Consider the following 18,750-nt stretch of genomic DNA (forward strand, 5'->3'; position numbering starts at 1 on the left):
CGAGATGAGGACAAAGAAACGGGTAGTTCCCGCAGCGCTGAGCGTATTGCTGCCGGCGGTGGCGGTATTGTCGGCCTGCTCCTCCTCCACGGAGAGCGGGAAAGCCGGCGATGCGAATTCTTCGGCCGCCAAGACGCCGGAGGCCAGAACGGTTACGGTCATGAGAAGCGACAGCTCGATCCAGCCGGTGCTGAAGGAATCCCCCGCGCTCAAGCAAATATTGGCGAAGACGAACGTGAAGGTCAATATGGAGGGCGTGCCGAGCAGCGATTACGAGGCGAAGAAGAAGACGCTGATCGCCACCAACAATATTCCGGACGTGCTGCACGTATCCCGGACCGATATTACGAACTATGCGAGCACGGGCATTTTCCTGAACCTGTCTCCGCTTATCGACCAATACGCGCCGAACTTCAAGAAACGGCTGGAGAGCGAGCCGGAGGCGAGCAAGCTGAAGATCGACGGGAATTTCTACGGCTTCCCGATTATGGCCCGCAAGTCGGTGGCGGCGAACGTGGGCAACTTCCCGATGATACGCGCCGATATTTTGCAGGAATTGGGCTTGAAAACGCCGACCACGTTCGAGGAGCTGTACGAGGTGCTGAAGGCGTTCAAGGCGAAGTACCCGGACTCGTATCCGTGGACGATGCGCAGCGGCTCGCAATATAATTTGCGTTTCCTCGCCTATGCTTTCGGCAGCGGCTTCTCCATCTATTACGAGCCGAAGCAGGATAAATACCTGTTCGGTCCGGCGCATCCGGAATTCAAGGAAGTCATGACGTATTTGACCAAGCTGTACAAGGAAAAGCTGCTCGACCCGAACTTTACGAACTTGACGGCCCAGCAGTGGCAGCAAAATCTGAGCTCCGGCAAATCGCTGTTTTTCTACGACAATTATACGTTTGCCGTCAATTTCAACGCCGCGCTGCAGCAGCTCAATCCGAAGGCGAAGTTCGACATGCTGCCGGTCTTCAAGGATGCGGCGGGCAATAAACGGAATTACATGGACAATCCGTCCAGCTTCAATTCCTATGCGATCAGCAGCAAGGTGAAAAATCCGGAGGAAATCGTCAAGCTGTTCGACTGGATGTATTCGGACGAAGGCGCGGACATTACCAACTTCGGCGTGCCCGGCGAGCATTTCACTAGATCGGGCGACAAAGTGACGATCACCCAAAGCCTGATCGACCAGTATAAGGACAAGCAGGACCCGTATCGCGCGATGCAATCGTTCCTCGGAACGGGGCTGCTGGCTTTCAGCACGTTCACCGACGATACGCCGATGCTGACGATCTCCCCGCCGGAGCTGAAGCAGTGGTCCGACAGCGTGAAGCAGCAGAAGGACCGCAAGGAAGTGGTCGAGAAGCCGCTCGATCCGCCGTTCACCGAGGAAGAGCGGGAGAAGCTGAAGCAGCTGACGACGAAGGTGGATACGATCGTCACGCAAAATGTCGACAAGTTCATCCTTGGCAGCCGTCCGCTCGGCGAGCTCGACGCCTTCGCCAAGGAAGTTGCGGCAGGCGGGGCGAGCGAAATCGAGGACATTTACAACGCCGCATGGAAACGGATGAAATAAACATAACGGCAGGGCAAGCGCAAAGCCGGACTGCCCGTTGACAGGCACGGGCTGCCGTCGGCCGCGAATTCCGGGAGAGGAAGCCGCGTCGGCAGCGGTCCGTAAGCGGGCGTACGACTTTGCCGAACGGCCGATGGAGGTTAAGAACAGCATATGGATATTCGTCTGTTGACTGGCGGCGATATGAAGGAAGCGATCGGACTTGTCGACCAGACGTTTAGGAATGACGACCGCCCGTCGCTTGCGGCTTCGTCGCCGAAAGTGTTCTCGGGCAGTCTGGGGCAGGCGATAGGCGGTTATGTGGACGAACGGCTCGTCTCGTTTGCCGGCTTGGTGCCCGCTGTCGTAAGAGTAGGGGAAGCGCATCTGCAAGTATATTCGTACGGGGCGGTGTGCACGCATCCCGACTTCCGGGGAAGAGGCTATGCCAGTCTCATTCTGGACTATGCCAAACGGCACGTCGATAAGGCCGGAGCGTCGTTGCTGCTCGTCTCGGGCATACGCTCCTTGTATACGGATGCGGGCTGCCATCGGTTCGGCGCGTTTCGCAAGCATACGCTGTCGGCGGATCGCTCGGAGACGCTCGCTTCCGGGCTGTCCCCTGCAGTACGGTGCAGGGCTGCGGATGCTGCGGATTGGTTTCGTCTGAGGCAGCTGTCGGCGTCGAGGTCCGTTTATTACGAGCAGAGCGTTTGGGATTTGGCGGACCTGCATGCCGCCGCCGCGGTAACGTCGATGCAGCGGATGGAGCAAACGACGCTGATCGCCGAGCGGGACGGGGAGGCCGTCGCTTTCTGCGTGCTGGCGCTTAAGCGGGCAGGGATCGACTATGCGGACCGCAACAGCTATGTTCTAGAATGGGCAGGCGGGGCGGAAGACGTTTGCGCGATTTTGCTGCACGCTCTTAAGGACGGACTGGCGGACAAGCTGGACATTACGGTCGGCTGGCACGAGGAGGAGATGGAGCAGTCGTTGGCCGGGGGCGGCACTGCTGTCGAAGAGGGCAATTCCGGCACCGTTCATATCGTGAACCCGGCCAGACTGTTCGAACAGCTTCGTCCGTATTGGGACCGGGCAGCCGGTATCGGGGGCGAAGTGCCGACGGTGCGGGTCCATGACGACGGCGCTTGCAGCGTGGCGATAGGCGGCCGCGTAAGCGGGACTCTTGATCCGGCGCGGCTGACCGAGCTCCTGTTCGACAAAGAGCCCGAGGGGCCCGCATTGGAGAGCGAATGGCTGGCTGCGGCAGCCCCATTCCTGCCGGTTCCGTTTCCCTATACAAAAGGATTGAATTACGTGTAATGGAGGGGCGCTCATGAAGACGGTTATGGTGTATAAAGAAGCGGGACGTTACGCGGGCTGGCCGGCCAACTACGGGATATGGTCGTGGGGCGACGAGATCGTCGTCGGTTATACGCTAGGCTATCACAGTACGGAGGGCGGGTTTCATGCCCGCGACAAGACGAGGCCTTTCGTCGCCATGCAGGCACGAAGCTTCGACGGGGGAGAAAGCTGGCTGTCGGTCGAGACGCCGGTCCGCACCCCGGGCAATAAAGGGCTGTCGGCGGGCGAGCACTCCGCCTCGCAGCCGGGAGAGGCCGAAGAGGCCAATGAGCCTGTTCCGGTCGAGCGGGCGATCGACTTCGCCCATCCGGATTTCGCCCTGATGTGCGCGAGGCAGGACTTGACGGGAGGCTCGAGATCGTGGTTTTACACGTCCGGCGACCGTTGCCATTCCTGGGAAGGACCGTTTGCGCTGCCGATGATGGGGCAGATCGGCCTGGCGGCGCGTACCGACTACTTGGTGTCCGGCGCGAACGAATGCCTGTTCTTCCTAACCGCGCCGACCGTAGAAGGAACGGAGACGGGCAGCCGGGTGTTTTGCGCGAGGACGGCGGACGGGGGCAGGACGTTCGAGTTCGTCTCCTGGATCGGTCCCGAAGCCGGCAACGGCTTCTCGATTATGCCGGCCAGCGTCCGGCTGTCGGATACCGACATCCTGGTCGCGACGCGCGAACGCAGAACGACCGGCGACAACTTATCGGAGAACTGGATCGATCTGTACCGATCGTCCGACAATGGAGCTGCGTGGACTTATGTAAGCCGTCCGGTAGCCGACACGGGACATGGCGGCAATCCGCCGACCTTGACCCGACTGCATGACGGACGTCTATGCATGACTTACGCCTACCGGAACGCGCCCTACGGCATGAGAGCCAAGCTGAGCTCCGACGCCGGGCTGACCTGGGGCGAAGAAATCGTCCTGAACGCCGAAGCGGGCAGCCATGATATCGGCTACCCCCGCACGGTGCTGCGCAGCGACGGAACGCTCGTAATCGTCTATTACTACAATGACGAGCCGGGCGGAGCCTGCTACATCGCCGCGACTTTGTGGAAGCCTTGATCGGACCGTTCCGTTGTCTTTCCTTGCTGACGGTACGAATATAACCCGGCCGGGCAATAAAGTACATCCATACGGGCAAAGCACATTACAGAATGATTCTCTGTAATGTGCTTCGCCTTTTCTGTGTTGCCGCTATGGCTGATTTTTGATCTATAGAAACCATCTCAGTATAGGCTTGATTCCGCACCGTATCATAGCAGCAGGGAAGGGCGCGACGGCAAGGCGGGTCAATCGATTTCCAACGACGCAATGATTCCCCGAAGCCTTTGCGCATGGGCTTCAATCGCCTGGTCGTCGAAGCGCAGGGAGGGCCCGGATATGCTGAGGCCGGCGACCACTTCGCCTTTTCGGGCGCGGATCGGCATGCCGACGCACTTGATGCCGTACTGGTGCTCCATATTGTCGATCGCATATCCGCGGCACCGGACCGCTTCCAGCTCTTCCAGCAGCTTTTCTCCATCGGTAATCGTATGTTCCGTAATGGCGTCAAGTCCCCTGGCCAGTATGGTCTCCGTGACTTCGCGGGGCAAGTAGGCGAGCATCGCCTTGCCGATGCCGGTGCAGTACAGGGGGGCTTTGATGCCCATCACCGATTTCACGGTCATTAAATTTCGCGGCGAGGAGGAATCCAGGTACACGACTTCCGCATCGTCGCTCGGTATGGCGAGGAAGATCGTTTCGCCGGTAGCGTCCGCCAGCTCCTGCATATGGGGCTGGATCGTTTTGCGGAAACTGATATTGCTGGACACGACATGGCCGAGCTCCAATACTCGGAGTGCGAGCCTGTACTTCCCGTTATCGGGATTTTTTTTAATATAGCCCGCTTTCACGAACGTGTCCATAATATTGTGGACATTGCTTTTGTACAGGCCGAGACGTTCGCTGATTTCGGTAATGCCGAGCTCGGGCGTCGTCGCGGAGAAGCAGTCCAGTACTTGCAAAGCTTTATACAGCGTTTTCGTTTTGACTTGACCTTCTTCGAGCATGATATCTCAACTCCAAGCCGAATATAAGTGCCGTTATTTCAGAACGATGTTCATATATTTAGAATTTTGTAACAATCCCATTATACGTGAATGCCTCCGTGCAATCAATAAACGCCTATAAAAGACGAACGAAAGAATCCCAATGCGATGGAAGAAGGGAATTGCCTCGCAAATCGAAAAACATGCAGGAAGCGAACTTGAAATCGGGGATTGTATTCCATCCGGTGCTATGCTACTATTTAGGTGTTCTCAATAAATAGAACGACGTTCTAATAATTAGAACATTATTTTCGGAAGGGGAGCACTTCTCAAGAGGCTTGCGACTAAATTGCACGGAAGCGGAGGTGGGAGGGGCAGGCCGATAGGAGGGCAATCGGATCTTCGATTGCGGGTAACGAACACGACATCACTGGCTTAAGGGATGAGGAGGTAGGTAGGACGATGCGATACGATGTTATCGTGTGCGGCGGGGGGCCGTCGGGGACGGCCGCAGCCATAGCGGCAGGCAAGTCGGGAGCGCGCGTGCTGCTGGTCGAACGGTACGGCTTTTGCGGAGGGATGGCCACCAGCGCGCTGGTGAACCCTTGGGCGGGACACGAATATCCGCATCCGGAAACGGGTGCAACCGGGTCGCTGATCGGCGGCATCTTCAAGGAAATCGTGCGGAGGCTGCATGAATCGGGCGGTTACGGCTCGGCGCTGACAGATTCGGCCTTCGATGAGGAGCGTCTGAAATATGTATACGATTGCATGCTGCAGGAGGCCGGCGTCGATGCGCTGTACCATACGATGGTGACGGATGCGGTATGCGAGAGCGGACGGATCGTCTCGATCCGAACGGCTTCGAAGGACGGTCCGGGCGTTATCGAGGGGAAGATGTTCGTCGATGCCACGGGCGATGCGGATCTGGCCAGTCTGGTCGGCTGCGAGTGGAGCTTGGGCAGGCCAGCCGATCAATTAACACAGGCGATGACAGTCAGCTTCCGGATGGGCAATGTAGATAAGGGGCTGATGCTCGAGCATTTGCGCCAGCGGGGCGAGAAGGGACACAAGAAAGCCAGGCTGCTCGTAGAGCCGTATTTTCAACAGGCCATCAAGGAAGGAAGGCTGCACTTTCCTTACCGGGAATGGATTCATTTCTACGACTATCCCCATCCGGGCGTGCTTCATTTCAATATGACCCGAATCAACAAGGTGAACGGGCTTGCGGCCAAAGATTTGAGCTTCTCCGAACGGGAGGGGCGGCGGCAGGCTTATATATTGGCCGATTGGCTGAGGCGGGAAGTTCCCTACTTCTCCGAATCCTATTTGGAGAAGGTGGCTTGTCAGGTAGGCGTTCGGGAGACCCGGCATATCAAAGGACTTTACATGATGACCGAGCACGACATTACCGGGGCGAGAAAGTTCGACGACGCAATCGTGCGCAGCCGTTATTTTATCGATATTCATTCCCCTACCGGATCGGGGTTCGACCACGAATCAACCGAAGGGTACGGGGCTGTGGCTACCCGGTTCAACGTCCCCGATGGCGATTATTACGAAGTCCCGTACCGGTCCATCGTGCCGGAGCGCATCGATAACCTGCTGGTTCCATGCCGGGCATTGTCCGCGAACCATGAAGCATCGGCTGCGATCCGGGTTATGGCGACGATGACGGGGATCGGCGAAGCGGCCGGGATAGCCGCAAGCCGGGCCGCCGAGCTGGATTTGGCCGCGAAAGAGGTCGACGCCGGCTGGCTGCGCGGAAAACTGGACTATCTCGACCGGGAAGCGGATTTCGATCCGTTGTGGCGAGGGCGCTAAAGGGCGCTGCGGCCGGGGACAAATTTATATGAAACAACAAGGAGTGGGGACACATGGCTAATGTACGGCCTTTGGCAGATTCTTATTTGACGATATTCGAATCGCCGGCTCCCGCGACGACCTTCGTCGGCAGTCCGGGGATCACACGGCTGCCCGGCGGACGGATCGTCGCGACGATGGATCTGGGCAACCGTTGGGCGGACTGGAAGTATACGCGCCCGAAGGACTTGAGCAAAATGGGGAAAGTATTCGTCTCCGACGATCACGGGAAAAGCTTCGTCCTGAAGGCGGAATATCCGTTTTTCCATGCCAGGCCGTTCGTTGCCGGGAAATCGCTGTACGTGCTGGGACATTGTCAGGATCTGATGGTGATGCGCTCCGATGACGACGGCGAAACGTGGTCGGAGGCTTATGCGCTGACCGAAGGGCAGAAGTGGCATCAAGCCCCTTGCAACGTTCATTATGCCAACGGCAACGTATACCTCGTCATGGAACGGATGGTCTACACCGATTTCAAGGGATGGGGCGTAGGCGCGCTTGCACCCGTGCTGATGCGGGGCGCCGAATCGGCCGATCTGACGCGTCGGGACAGCTGGACATTCGCCTCGGAGCTGGCCTTCCGCGACGCGCTCGATGCCCGGGAGCTCGATTATTTCGGTGCCCCGTTTTTTCCGACGTATTCGACCGAGCACGCGCCTGCTTCCGAGGGACGCATGGCTGCTCCGGTAGGCTGGCTGGAGACGAATGTGGTGCAATTCGTCGATCCGAACCATTACTGGCATGATCCGGCCGGTCGGACGTTCCATTTATGGATGCGCGCCAATACGGGCGGCACCGGTTATGCGGCGATCGCCAAGGTGGTGGAGAACGAGGACGGCACGATGACCACCGGGCTCGAAACCGTTCCGTCCGGCAAGCGCGTCGTATTCGTCCCTTGTCCGGGCGGGCAGATGAAGTTCCATATTTTGTACGACGAGAAGACGAAGCTGTATTGGCTGCTGAGCTCGCAGGCTAGAGACAGCATGACCCGAGCGGAGCGACTGCCGCCCGATCGGTACGGCCTGCCCAACAACGAACGGGACCGACTGCAGCTGCACTTCTCCACGAACTGCATCGACTGGTGCTTCGCCGGACTGGTCAGCGCGGGCCGGTTCGCCAAAGAGTCGCGGCAATACGGCAGCATGACGATCGATGGCGACGATCTGCACATTGTAAGCCGCTCCGGCGGGGAGCATTCGAGCAGCGCTCACGACGCGTACAAGCTGACTTTTCACACGATAAGAAACTTTAGGGATTTGGCGTATTGACCGATTCGAACAGAGGCCGGCAAAGAATACGTAGCAGGGAGCGGCTGCCGGCGAGGAGCCGTTCTCCGATGCGGCGGGCCGGGCGTGGGTAAGCGCTTATGCGGCGATGGAAAACAAGTATTGGGGGGAGCGCAATGGTAAAGAAAGTATGGTGGACCGGGGTGGGCGCATTATGCAGCCTGCTGATTGTAAGCGGTTGCGGAAAGGATGCGGGGAGCGACGGAGCGGTGGAGAAAGTCGCGGAGAGCGCTCCGGTCACGTTGACCTTGTTCGCGCACGGCATATTGCGGGACCAGGATTTTGTCGATTACATTCAAGAACCGATCAAGAAGAAATATCCGAACATAACGATCAAGAAGGTCGATGCCGACAAGCAGGTCACGATGGAAAACCTGATCGCGACCCAAGACATTCCCGACTTTATATGGCTCGGGCTGACCAACATCCAGCAGCTGACCGAGCTGAACGTTCCCGTCAATCTGGAGCCGCTCGTCAAGAAGCAGCAGTTCGACCTGCAGCGGCTCGATCCGCAGATGGTCAAAAGCATCCGGTCGTATACGAAAAGCGGAGAGCTCATCTATTTGCCGTTCCGCTCTTACGCCTTCGGCTTGCATTACAACAAAAGCATCTTCGACAAGTTCGGCGTGGAGTATCCGAAAAACGGCATGACCTGGGATCAGGTCATCGACTTGGGGCGCAAAGTGACCCGCAACGAGAACGGCATCCAGTACCGCGGCTTAAGCGCGGGGACGCTGCTGAACCGGATGCAGTCCCAGCTGTCGCTCCCCTATGTGGATGCGGCTACGGACAAAGCGGTCGTCTCCTCGAACGAAGGCTGGAGAAGGCTGTTCCAGATGTTTCAGGACATATACGGCATTCCCGGCAACTATCCGGGCGGAGCCACTTTCGGAGACGGAGCCAAGGCGTTTCTCGAAAGCCGGACGCTGGCCATGTTCCCGCAGCTGCTGCTGCTCAATAATCTCGATCTGGCCAAAGCGGCAAGCGAAGGTTTCCAGTGGGGGGTCGTCAGCTATCCGACGTTCAAGGATAAGCCGGGCGCGGGTCCGGGCATATTCTCCGACGGATTCGTTATTCCGAACGGCAGCAAGCACCCGGACGAAGCATTCAAGGTGATGGCGCACCTGTTGTCGGATGAAGTGCAGTCGATGTCTTCGGCGAAGGGCAATATGACCGCTCTGGCCAAGACCGATATCAAAAACAAGCTGTACGCGGAAAGCCCTCTCAGCAAAGGCATCGACATCGGCGCCCTGCTGGCCGTCGGATCGGCCGACCCTCACGTGAAAACGGTATATGACGAGAAGGCGAGGATCATCGCGACCAAGCATCTGGAAACGTTTTATACGGGCAAAACCGACATGAATACGGCGATGCGGCTGGCCGACGAAGAAATCGCCAAAATGGTGGCGGAGACGAAGGCCGCCAAAAAGTAACCGAAAATCGGAATACGCAAAATCCGCTGAATGCCGAGGGGAGGGCGCAAGCGGCGTTAGTGGCCGGGCGACTCTCCGAAGAGCGTTGGGACGTATTCATCTCAAGCGATTTAAGAAGAGCCCGGGAAATGGCGAAAATGATCGCCGCCGCGATCATCCGGGATATAGCCTCGCGTTATGCCGGAAAGCGCGTGCTCGTCGTCACATAACGGCGAAAAGTGGGAGTATTTGCTTGATGATGGCGCAAGACATTCGTCCGAGAAGGAATAAGCATTAGCGAACCTACATGTTTTTGACGTTAAAAGAGCCGGTTCCCATGATGACGGGGTGACCGGTTCTTTTGACGTCTCGGGGCAGGCGTTCCTATACCCGGTTCATCTCGCGATATTTGGAGGGCCTCCTGCCCATGCTTTTGGCAAACACAAGGCTTAAATAGAAGGCGTTCTCATAGCCGCAGCGGCTGGCGATCTGATCCAGCGTCATGTCGGTTTCCAGCAGCAGCTCTGCCGCCTTGCGGATGCGCACAGATCGAACGAACTCCGACGGTGTCATTTGGAACGATTTCCGGAAACGGCGCGTAAACTGGACGGGGCTAAGCCCAAGCAGACTGGAAAGCTCGCTCATGCCGAATGGAGTATAGGCGTGCCGAGAGAGCCATTCCGTCGCCCTGTTCATCAGTTCATCTTCCGAATCCGGAAGATGCTCAAGCTTGACCTTCAGATGCTCATCCTCCCAATCCTCGCAGGTGAGCTGCCATATATCGCCCAGAATCATTTGCTTGCGCTGGACGCTGCGCGGATCGACCGCGTGATGGAGCTTGCGCAAATAGGCGAAGTCCGAGAACAGCCGTTTGCCGTCTGTCGGATGCGATTTAACGGATGGCGGCAGCGGCTTGGGCTCGCTCTGCTGGCCGTCGGCAAATTCGAAGCCGATATAATGAAGTCCGAGCGGCGACACCATTTCGCGATGAAAGGTGCGGCCCGGAGGACAATAAATCAGATCTCCGGCGCTTGCCTCTCCGCTTTCGCTATCGATGCGAAACCGGAATTTCCCCGATTCGACGGCAAATATGACCCATACCGGATAGGTGTCCTCCTTCATTTCAAATTGTTCCTTGCGCTCGAAATAAAAGTGAAAAGCCAGCTGCGGCTGCCGGTTCCATAAAGCCTGGGCATCCATGAAGAAGGATCAGCTCCTAATTTTGAAATAAAGTATATTGTATTTGAATGAATACTATATGTACAAGCGTAAATCCTGCTGTTTTATTGAAATAAATATACGATTTACAATATCTTTACGGTGAATTAACAGACTATGCGAATTGGGTTGCTATACTCAAAGTGCCTACTGGACAAGTGGATCAAACCGGCCATTTGTCAATGGGGGATTGAAAATATTTGACTTTGCAAATGGAGGTTTTCACTTTGATAAGCAATTTGAAAAGCAAGAGGATTTCTTTATTGCTGGGCATGTCAATCTTAGGAACCGCTGTACTGGCAGGCTGCGGGCAGGAGCCGGCGGGGCGGGAGAGCGGAAGCGGCCCGCAGCCCGCATCGGCGAAAGCCGTGGATACGACGCCGGTTACGCTCAAGTTCGCCGTACATTTGCCGATTACCGAAGAATTCAAGCAACTGTATATCGAGCCGGTCACGAAGAAGTATCCCCATATTACGTTGGAGCTTTCGAATGTCACCTCGTTTAAAGCGTACGACGAGCTTATTGCTTCCGGCGATCTTCCGGACCTCTACATTTCGTTTAACGGCAACATGCCGGGTTTAAAAGAGCGGGCCATTAACATGGATATGAAGCCGCTTTTCGGGAAAAATCCGGTCGACTTGAACCGGTTCGAGCAAAATTACCTGGACGATATTCAATATGCGGCAACCGAAAAAGGAGAATTATACGGCTTGCCGATCGAAACCGGATTTCATGCGCTGTATTACAACAAGGACATTTTCGATAAATTCGGCGTCCCTTATCCGAAGGACGGCATGACCATTGAGGATGCTACGGAGCTTGCCAAAAAGGTGACGCGGGTCGATAACAACGTTCAGTATCGCGGTTGGGACGTAGGGAGTATCGTGAGAATGGCCCAGCCTCTCGGGCTGGAGTATATCGACCGCAAAACGGAGAAGGCGATTACGTCGAGTGAAAGCTGGAAACGCGTATTCGAATTGGGCAAGCACATTTATTCGATTCCCGGCAACGAACCGTCGCAGGATTCGAAGAAGAACGGATTGAACGGGTTCATCAAGGACCGCTCGATTGCGATGCTGAATGAAACCAGCAAGTTCTCGCAGCTTAAAGAGGCGGACGGGCTCGATTGGGATGTCGTGCAGCATCCGTACTACAAGGACAGACCGAATATTTATGGAAACTCGACGGTTTATATGGTGGGAGCCGTTCCGACAACGAAACGTATGGATCAGGTGCTTCAGGTGATCGAGGTGTTGACCTCCGATGAAGTACAGATGAACGTCTCCAAATCCGGCCGAATATCGCCGCTTAAAAACGCAGCCGTGAAGAAAGCGTTCGGGCAGGGCGACCCGGTCTTGAAGGATAAAAACATAGCCGGCATCGTGAAAAGCACGCCGGTGAAATACCCGATATACTTATACCGGGAAATCGCCGAACCGCTCACTACGAAAAAGTTCGATGCATTCCTGAAAGGTTTGGACGATGTGAACACGGTGCTGAGAGAGCTTGACGAGGAAATCAATAAGGCGGTTGAAATTGAAAAGGTTCGGAAGTAATGCCGTGTCGGCCGCAGGCAAATGATAGGAAAGGATGATCCGAGTTGAGACTTTCAACGACAACGGGCACGTTCAGCTTAACTTTGTCGGGGGGCTATACGCCTTACAAGGAGTCAATTAGAAGGTTAAACGCAGTAGGGTACCGGGTGCTGGACATTAATTTTTGCCGGGCGCTGACGGGTCAAACCGATCTCGTCAACGACAACTGGGAGCATTTGATGCATGAGCTCCGGGATGAGGCGGAGAAGCTGGGCATTGGATTTACGCAGTCGCATCCCGTATTTTTACCGGGACATGAGAATGAGCAGCCGACGGAGCGGTTGGAGGTGTACGGGGAGATGATGCGCCGCTCCATTATCGCCAGCTCCATCCTCGGTGTGAAGTGGGCCGTCGTCCATCCCCAGGAGGACCGGGCGAAAACCGCTCTGGACGTGGAGGCGTGCATTCAGGACAACGTGGAACATTTTTCTCCCATTGTCGAGCTTGCGGTCAAGCATAATGTCGGTATTGCCTTTGAAAATATGATCGAAAGGGAAACGTCGAAAAGGCGGTTTGCCAGCCACGCAGCCGAGCTCGCCGCGCTGATCGACGTCTGGGACGAGCCCCGGGTAGGCGCATGCTGGGACTTCGGTCACGCCAATTTCCTGTACAAGGATCAGCGTCCGGCGCTCCGTACGCTTGGCAAGCGGCTCAAGGCGACGCACGTAAACGATAATTACGGCAAATCGGACGAGCATATGTTTCCGTTTCACGGCAGCGTGGACTGGCGTTCGATCATGCCGGCGCTTGTCGAGATCGGGTACGAGGGCGATTTTACTTATGAGACGCATAAGGAGTTTAACGGGTTGCCCGAGTCTTTAAAAGATTCTCTTGCGAAGGTTGGATACGAAATCGGCGAATACTGTCTGACCTTGACGCAATCGTAGAAGACCCGGATTATCGACGGAAAGCAGCGCCTGTGACGGCAGCATTCAAGATTTGGCGGAGGTTTCCGTGACGTTTCAATAGCAATAGCATGTGCTTTTTCGGTTACTAACAAGGCTGCTGCAGGTCAATCAGCTGAGGGCTGTTCCACACTTGTGGGACAGCCCCTTTTTGCGTAAATATTTATTAGCTTTCGAGGGAAAATAGGGTTGGGCCGAAGGCGGACTGCAGGCGGCAAACATGGTTTTATCGGTTTGAAGAGGGCTAGCAAATATGGTAAACTTCAGTCCTGAAGCATCGTTAGCAGCACTCCGAAAGCGATTACAAATCCGGTGGGAAGAGTTCATTTCCTCTGCCCATTTCATACGGGAGGTATGCCGCATATGATCCGCCGCCGCAAAAGCGTATTTCTGACCTTATGGTTATCGTACATCCTCATCCTGATCATTCCGGTGACGGTATCCGCCATCCTGTATACGAATATGGAGAACACGATGGTCCAGAACGCGAGCCGGTCGAATCTGGCGATGCTGGAGCAGGTGCGCCAAATCGTGGACAACCATCTGCAGGAGATCGATCAGATGACCGTGCAGATCGCCACGCATCCGAAGCTGCAGACGTTATGGACGATCGAGGAGAGCGAGAAATATATCCAATATGACGAAGCGGTCAAGGCGCTCAAAAACATCCGCAGCGGGACCGGGTTCGTCAACGACTTCTACATCCATTTGCGCAAACAGGACGTCATTCTTTCCCCTACGCTGAAAACCGATACCGATACCTTCTTCACCCAGCTGTACCCTTACGAGAGCAAAAGTCTCGAGCAGATCCGTTCGGAGCTGCTGTCGGGCTACCATTTCAAAACGTTTTGGCCCGTTACCGGCATCAAGGACAATTCCAATTCCAAGAAAGTGATCCAAACAGCCGTTTCGCTGCCTCTCGGGGAGAACGAAAACGTGTGGGGGACGCTGGTTATGAATATCGAGGACCAGCAAATATTCAACCTGCTGAAGCAAATCGAGTGGGCGGGCAGCGGCCAGATGTACATTATTGACGACAACGGTCGAGTGATTTTGTCTACGACCGGCGGGTTCGATCTGCCAGGCGGCTTGTTCGAAGAAATCGTATCGGACAGCGGGTATCGGAAGTACCGGGCGGAAGGCGTCGAAAGCATCTTGTCCCATACGACCGGACAAAGCGGCTGGAAATATGTGTCGCTTGTGCCGGAGAAGGTTTTGCTGGAGCGCGTCAATGAAGTCAAATCATGGGCGCTCACGCTGCTCGGACTCGCCATTGCGGCGGGAGCGATAGTCGCCTATTGGATGGCTTACCGAAGCTACAGCCCGATCCGCGATATGATGGTGGCCATTATGAACGGGAAGCAGGCGGCGGACAAGCCGTTGCTCGTCAACGAATACGAATTCATCAAGACGTCGATCGCCGAGACGCTGGCGGAAGGCAAAGAGATGAAGCAGAAGCTGGAGGGGCACATTCCCGTCGTGCGCACCTATTTTTTGTCGCGGCTGTTGAAGGGACAGGCCGATGCGGAAGCGCTGGAGGAGCAGTCTCTCCAATTCATGGGCGTCCGTTTTCCCCACGAGTACGTATGCGTCGTGCTGATCGAGGTGGACGAAAGCAGCGAATTTATCCGCGACGGGAGCGAACGGGAATGGGCGCTTGCACGGTTTATTTTGTTCAATACGAGCAGCGAGCTGATCGGAGAGCGCGGCTACGTAACCGAGACGGAACGCAACCGGCTGGCGCTGCTGCTCAACGTTCCGGATGCGGAAGACGAGACGAAGCGGGAGCGTGACGGGATGCTCGAGCAGCTGAAGCGTCTGATCGAGGAACGGTTCCGGATGAACATATCGATCGGCATCAGCTCGATCCGCTCCGGGGTCGCCGAGACCGGCCGCTGCTACGGGGAGGCGCTGAATGCGTTGGATTACCGGATTATCCACGGCGTCAGCTCGGTCATTCATTTCGAGCAGATCGGCGAAATGGAACGCGCGTATTACCATTATCCGATCGAAACGGAAGCCCAGCTCATGAATGTTATGAAAAGCGGGGAATACGAGGAAGCGGTCCGCTTGCTGGACGAGCTGTACGAGCGAAACGTAGCTACCCACGGCATGACGCCCGAGATGGGCAAGACGCTGTTTTTCGACCTGCTCAGCACGATGCTGAAGGTGATGAATGCGCTCAAGCTGGACGAGAAACGGTTGTTCGGGAACGCTCCCGATCCGGTCAAGCTTATATTTAACAGCAAATCGGCGGAAGATATGCATAGCAAGATCAAAGGCATATGCAGCGCCATCTGCCACAGCGTCCGGGAAGCGCGAACCGACCAGACGGGACGGCTCAACGAACGGCTGAGGCGTTATATCGAGGACAATTACGCGGACAACGCGTTAAGCCTGACCTCCATCGCCGATCATTTCGGCATGACTCCGCAGTACGTATCCGGACTGTTCAAGAAGCAGAACGGCGTCAATTTGACCGACTTTATGGTTGAGGTCCGGCTGCGGGAAGCGAAGCGGCTGCTTGGCGATCCGCGCCTGACCGTGCTGCAGGTCGCTCAGCAGGTAGGGTATGCGACCGATATCGGCTTTATCCGGGTGTTCAAAAAAGTGGAAGGCATTACCCCCGGAAAATACCGCGAAACGTTGCTGCAAGCGGCCGAGATGAAGGACGGTTAGGCCAGCTTAAAATCGGTTGGTGCCCGATATGAAGGGCGGTTTATGGTTGACGGCAACGGATTGTAGGCATGCATCGCGAGTTCCTCTATAGTGGGGTTGTGGACGGAAACGCCCGCAATTACGAAAGGCATGGGAGGGTCAACTTGGATATGGTCAAAAAAATGAGAGTGCTTACATCTACGGCTGTGGTCGCATCCCTTATGGTCGTGCTGCTCGCGGCATGCGGCGGCAAGGAAGAATCGCCGAAAACGGCGGATCCGTCACCGGGGACCGGTACGGAAGCGAAGGAAGCGGCCTATCCGAAATCGCTTACTTATTGGGTATCGTTGAATCCCAACGCGGCCGCCACGATGAAATCCTACAATGAAATAGCCGCCTATAAAGAATTGGAGAAAAAAACCGGGACGAAGGTCGAATTCCAGCATCCGCCGGTCGGTCAGGAGAAGGACCAGTTCAACCTGATGCTCGCTTCCGGCAAGCTGCCCGACGTTATCGAGTACGGCTGGAACGCCGCGCCGAAGGGCGCCGACAGCCTCATTAAAGAGAAGCGCATTATCCGGCTGAACGAACTGATCGAGAAGCATGCGCCCAACTTGTCCAAGGTGCTGAAGGACAATCCGAGCTTCCGCAAGCTCATTACGACCGACGAAGGCAACATTTACGCGATGCCGTTCCTGCTCGGCGACGAGATGCTGGCTGTCGTCAACGGTCCGGTGCTGCGCAAAGACTGGCTCGACAAATTGGATTTGAAGATGCCTACCACGATTTCCGAGTGGGAAACGGTATTGACCGCCTTCCGCGACAAAGATCCGAACGGCAACAACAAGAAGGACGAGATCCCGTATTTCTTCTCGATTGCCGATCTGGATTACAACCATCTGTTCGTCGGGGCATGGGGTATCACCTCCGATTTTTATAACGAAAACGGCAAAATCAAATACGGACCGATCGAGCCGCAGTTCAAAGAATTTTTGGCCACTATGGCCAAATGGTACAAGGACGGCTTGATCGACAAGGATTACACGACCACGGACGCGAAGCTGAAGGACGCCAAGGTGACGAACAACCAGCTCGGCTCGTTGTCCACTTATCCGGGCAGCGGCATTTCCCGCTACTCGCTGCTCGTCCAGCCGACTACGCCGAGCTTCAAGCTCGCCGGAGCGCCTTATCCGGGTCTGAAGTCGGGAGACAAGCCGCTCGGACAATATACGATGCCGTTTACGGGAATCGGCGCGGCCATATCGGCGTCGGCGGCGAACCCGGAGCAAATCGTCAAATGGCTCGACTATAAGTACGGTCAGGAAGGTCATCTGTTGTTCAATTTCGGGATCGAAGGCGAAAGCTACAAGCTGGATAACGGCTACCCGAAATATACCGATGCGATTATGAACAATCCGGATAAGATGCCGATCACGCAGGCTATGGCCAAATATTTCATCGCCAGCTGGAGCGGCCCGATCGTCCAGGACAAGCGGTACATCGAGCAATACTTCACGATGCCGGAGCAGCGCGAGGCGGCCCAGACATGGGCGAAGGCCGAGCATGCCAAGCAAATGCCGCCGATTACGCTCACGGCGGAGGAAAGCTCGAAGACGGCTTCGATCATGAACGACGTGAAAACGTATCGCGACGAGATGATCAACAAATTCATTATGGGCGCCGAGCCGATCGACAACTTCGACAAGTTCGTGCAGACGATCAAGAGCATGGGTATCGACGAAGCGATCAAAGCGCGTCAAGCGGCCTTGGAACGTTACAACAACCGGAAATAACGCCGCGAGATTTCGGTGCGGGGAGGCAAGCCTTCCCCGCTGCCGAACTTCCCGCCTCTTTATGATACAAAATGGATCAAAAAAGGAGGGCCCAACATGTCCGTCATGCTGAAGAAACAGTCCGGCCCCCCGAAGCCGGCGGTCGATAAAAACAGCTTCAAGTACCGTTCGCTTCGCGACCTGCGGATCAACAAGTATGTGTACTTGATGCTCGTGCCCGTAATCGCTTATTACGTCATATTTTACTATGTGCCGATGTACGGTCTGCAGATCGCGTTCAAGGATTATTCGCCGGGTCTCGGCATGTGGAACAGCGAATGGGTCGGCTTCCGCCATTTTGAGAGTTTTTTCGACAGCTACTACTTCTGGAGACTGCTGCGCAATACGCTGCTGCTCAGCTTATACGAGCTGCTGTTCGGTTTTCCCGCCTCGATTATTTTGGCGCTGCTGCTGAACGAGCTGCGGAGCAACGTCTTGAAGAGGTTCGTCCAAACCGTCACGTACATGCCCCATTTCATCTCCATTGTCGTCATCTCCGGCATGCTGGTCGATTTTCTGGCCAGGGACGGTTTGATCAACAACGTATTGGGCTTGTTCGGCGTCGAGCCGGTCGCCTACTTGGGAGAAAGCAGTTGGTTCCGGACGATCTTCATCTCCTCGAACATATGGCAAAGCGTCGGCTGGGGATCGATCATCTATTTGTCGGCGATGTCCGGCATCGATCCGTCGCTGTACGAAGCATCCAGGGTCGACGGGGCGAGCCGTTGGAAGCAAATGCTGCACGTCACGCTGCCCGGCATTATGCCTACGGTCGTCATCCTGCTCATCCTGCAAATCGGCAGCTTCATGACGGTCGGCACGGATAAAATATTGCTGCTGTACAACAGTACGACGTACGAGACGGCAGACGTCATCGGTACGTTCGTATACCGCAAAGGGATTTTGGAATCCGACTTCAGCTACAGCGCCGCGGTCGGCCTGTTCAACTCGATCATCAACTTCGCGCTGCTCGTGCTGGCCAATGCGATAAGCCGGCGGACTAGCGACAACAAGCTTTGGTAAGGGGGCGGAACTC

The 18,750-nt window shown here is 55.9% G+C and carries 13 protein-coding genes and 1 pseudogene; 12 read left to right on the forward strand and 2 right to left on the reverse strand.

The window, feature by feature from the left end; translation table 11 throughout:
• The first annotated feature begins 4 nt into the window (after positions 1-4).
• The 3 genes from FE784_RS16595 to FE784_RS16605 all read left to right on the forward strand — a co-directional run bounded on the left by FE784_RS16595 (position 5) and on the right by FE784_RS16605 (position 3,980).
• Positions 5-1,576, forward strand: coding sequence for an extracellular solute-binding protein (locus tag FE784_RS16595; protein WP_139603338.1), 1,572 nt, complete (start codon positions 5-7; stop codon positions 1,574-1,576).
• A 153-nt stretch (positions 1,577-1,729) separates the two neighbouring features.
• Positions 1,730-2,878 carry a GNAT family N-acetyltransferase gene (locus tag FE784_RS16600; protein ID WP_139603339.1) on the forward strand — a complete coding sequence of 383 codons (1,149 nt, stop codon included), beginning with the start codon at positions 1,730-1,732 and terminating at the stop codon, positions 2,876-2,878.
• Between the two features lie 13 nt (positions 2,879-2,891).
• Positions 2,892-3,980, forward strand: a complete 1,089-nt coding sequence (locus FE784_RS16605) for a sialidase family protein (protein ID WP_139603340.1) — start codon at positions 2,892-2,894, stop codon at positions 3,978-3,980.
• A 227-nt stretch (positions 3,981-4,207) separates the two neighbouring features.
• On the opposite strand, the gene FE784_RS16610 is transcribed toward FE784_RS16605, so the two are convergent.
• Positions 4,208-4,966, reverse strand: coding sequence for an IclR family transcriptional regulator (locus FE784_RS16610; RefSeq protein ID WP_139603341.1), 759 nt, complete (start codon positions 4,964-4,966; stop codon positions 4,208-4,210).
• A gap of 441 nt (positions 4,967-5,407) precedes the next feature.
• Between FE784_RS16610 and FE784_RS16615 the strand changes: the two genes are divergently transcribed.
• The 4 genes and pseudogenes from FE784_RS16615 to FE784_RS16630 all read left to right on the forward strand — a co-directional run.
• Positions 5,408-6,769 (forward strand): FAD-dependent oxidoreductase, encoded by a 1,362-nt coding sequence (locus tag FE784_RS16615; RefSeq protein WP_139603342.1) that lies wholly within the window; start codon positions 5,408-5,410, stop codon positions 6,767-6,769.
• A 53-nt stretch (positions 6,770-6,822) separates the two neighbouring features.
• The gene (locus FE784_RS16620; RefSeq protein WP_139603343.1) at positions 6,823-8,076 is read left to right on the forward strand and encodes a sialidase family protein; all 1,254 of its coding nucleotides are present in this window, start codon (positions 6,823-6,825) and stop codon (positions 8,074-8,076) included.
• 134 nt (positions 8,077-8,210) lie between these two features.
• Positions 8,211-9,527 carry an ABC transporter substrate-binding protein gene (locus FE784_RS16625; RefSeq protein ID WP_176706279.1) on the forward strand — a complete coding sequence of 439 codons (1,317 nt, stop codon included), beginning with the start codon at positions 8,211-8,213 and terminating at the stop codon, positions 9,525-9,527.
• A gap of 20 nt (positions 9,528-9,547) precedes the next feature.
• Positions 9,548-9,736 (forward strand): annotated as a pseudogene (locus tag FE784_RS16630) (histidine phosphatase family protein); the annotation flags it as partial.
• Positions 9,737-9,890: 154 nt separating this feature from the next.
• On the opposite strand, the gene FE784_RS16635 reads toward FE784_RS16630, so the two are convergent.
• Complete coding sequence (locus tag FE784_RS16635) at positions 9,891-10,706, reverse strand: helix-turn-helix domain-containing protein (protein ID WP_139603345.1); 816 nt, start codon at positions 10,704-10,706, stop codon at positions 9,891-9,893.
• A gap of 245 nt (positions 10,707-10,951) precedes the next feature.
• Between FE784_RS16635 and FE784_RS16640 the strand changes: the two genes are divergently transcribed.
• From FE784_RS16640 to FE784_RS16660, 5 genes are all read left to right on the forward strand, one after another.
• Positions 10,952-12,280 (forward strand): ABC transporter substrate-binding protein, encoded by a 1,329-nt coding sequence (locus FE784_RS16640; protein ID WP_176706280.1) that lies wholly within the window; start codon positions 10,952-10,954, stop codon positions 12,278-12,280.
• A 44-nt stretch (positions 12,281-12,324) separates the two neighbouring features.
• A complete protein-coding gene (locus FE784_RS16645; protein ID WP_139603347.1) occupies positions 12,325-13,206 on the forward strand; it encodes a sugar phosphate isomerase/epimerase family protein in 882 nt (293 codons plus the stop codon).
• A 381-nt stretch (positions 13,207-13,587) separates the two neighbouring features.
• Positions 13,588-15,903: an AraC family transcriptional regulator gene (locus tag FE784_RS16650; RefSeq protein WP_176706281.1), complete on the forward strand. Its 2,316-nt coding sequence runs from the start codon at positions 13,588-13,590 to the stop codon at positions 15,901-15,903.
• Between the two features lie 149 nt (positions 15,904-16,052).
• The gene (locus tag FE784_RS16655; protein WP_139603370.1) at positions 16,053-17,675 is read left to right on the forward strand and encodes an extracellular solute-binding protein; all 1,623 of its coding nucleotides are present in this window, start codon (positions 16,053-16,055) and stop codon (positions 17,673-17,675) included.
• A gap of 96 nt (positions 17,676-17,771) precedes the next feature.
• Entirely contained in the window at positions 17,772-18,737 is a 966-nt protein-coding gene (locus FE784_RS16660) for an ABC transporter permease (RefSeq protein WP_139603349.1), read from the forward strand.
• Positions 18,738-18,750 lie beyond the last annotated feature (13 nt).

Source organism: Paenibacillus hemerocallicola (assembly GCF_006265175.1).
GTDB classification, from domain to species: domain Bacteria; phylum Bacillota; class Bacilli; order Paenibacillales; family NBRC-103111; genus Paenibacillus_AB; species Paenibacillus_AB hemerocallicola.

Coding starts and splice junctions, on each gene's coding strand:
- FE784_RS16660 (WP_139603349.1), top strand. CDS start 17,772: ATGTCCGTCATGCTGAAGAAACAGTCCGGCCCCCCGAAGCCGGCGGTC.
- FE784_RS16635 (WP_139603345.1), bottom strand. CDS start 10,706: ATGGATGCCCAGGCTTTATGGAACCGGCAGCCGCAGCTGGCTTTTCAC.
- FE784_RS16600 (WP_139603339.1), top strand. CDS start 1,730: ATGGATATTCGTCTGTTGACTGGCGGCGATATGAAGGAAGCGATCGGA.
- FE784_RS16610 (WP_139603341.1), bottom strand. CDS start 4,966: ATGCTCGAAGAAGGTCAAGTCAAAACGAAAACGCTGTATAAAGCTTTG.
- FE784_RS16625 (WP_176706279.1), top strand. CDS start 8,211: ATGGTAAAGAAAGTATGGTGGACCGGGGTGGGCGCATTATGCAGCCTG.
- FE784_RS16620 (WP_139603343.1), top strand. CDS start 6,823: ATGGCTAATGTACGGCCTTTGGCAGATTCTTATTTGACGATATTCGAA.
- FE784_RS16655 (WP_139603370.1), top strand. CDS start 16,053: ATGGTCAAAAAAATGAGAGTGCTTACATCTACGGCTGTGGTCGCATCC.
- FE784_RS16650 (WP_176706281.1), top strand. CDS start 13,588: ATGATCCGCCGCCGCAAAAGCGTATTTCTGACCTTATGGTTATCGTAC.
- FE784_RS16615 (WP_139603342.1), top strand. CDS start 5,408: ATGCGATACGATGTTATCGTGTGCGGCGGGGGGCCGTCGGGGACGGCC.
- FE784_RS16595 (WP_139603338.1), top strand. CDS start 5: ATGAGGACAAAGAAACGGGTAGTTCCCGCAGCGCTGAGCGTATTGCTG.
- FE784_RS16605 (WP_139603340.1), top strand. CDS start 2,892: ATGAAGACGGTTATGGTGTATAAAGAAGCGGGACGTTACGCGGGCTGG.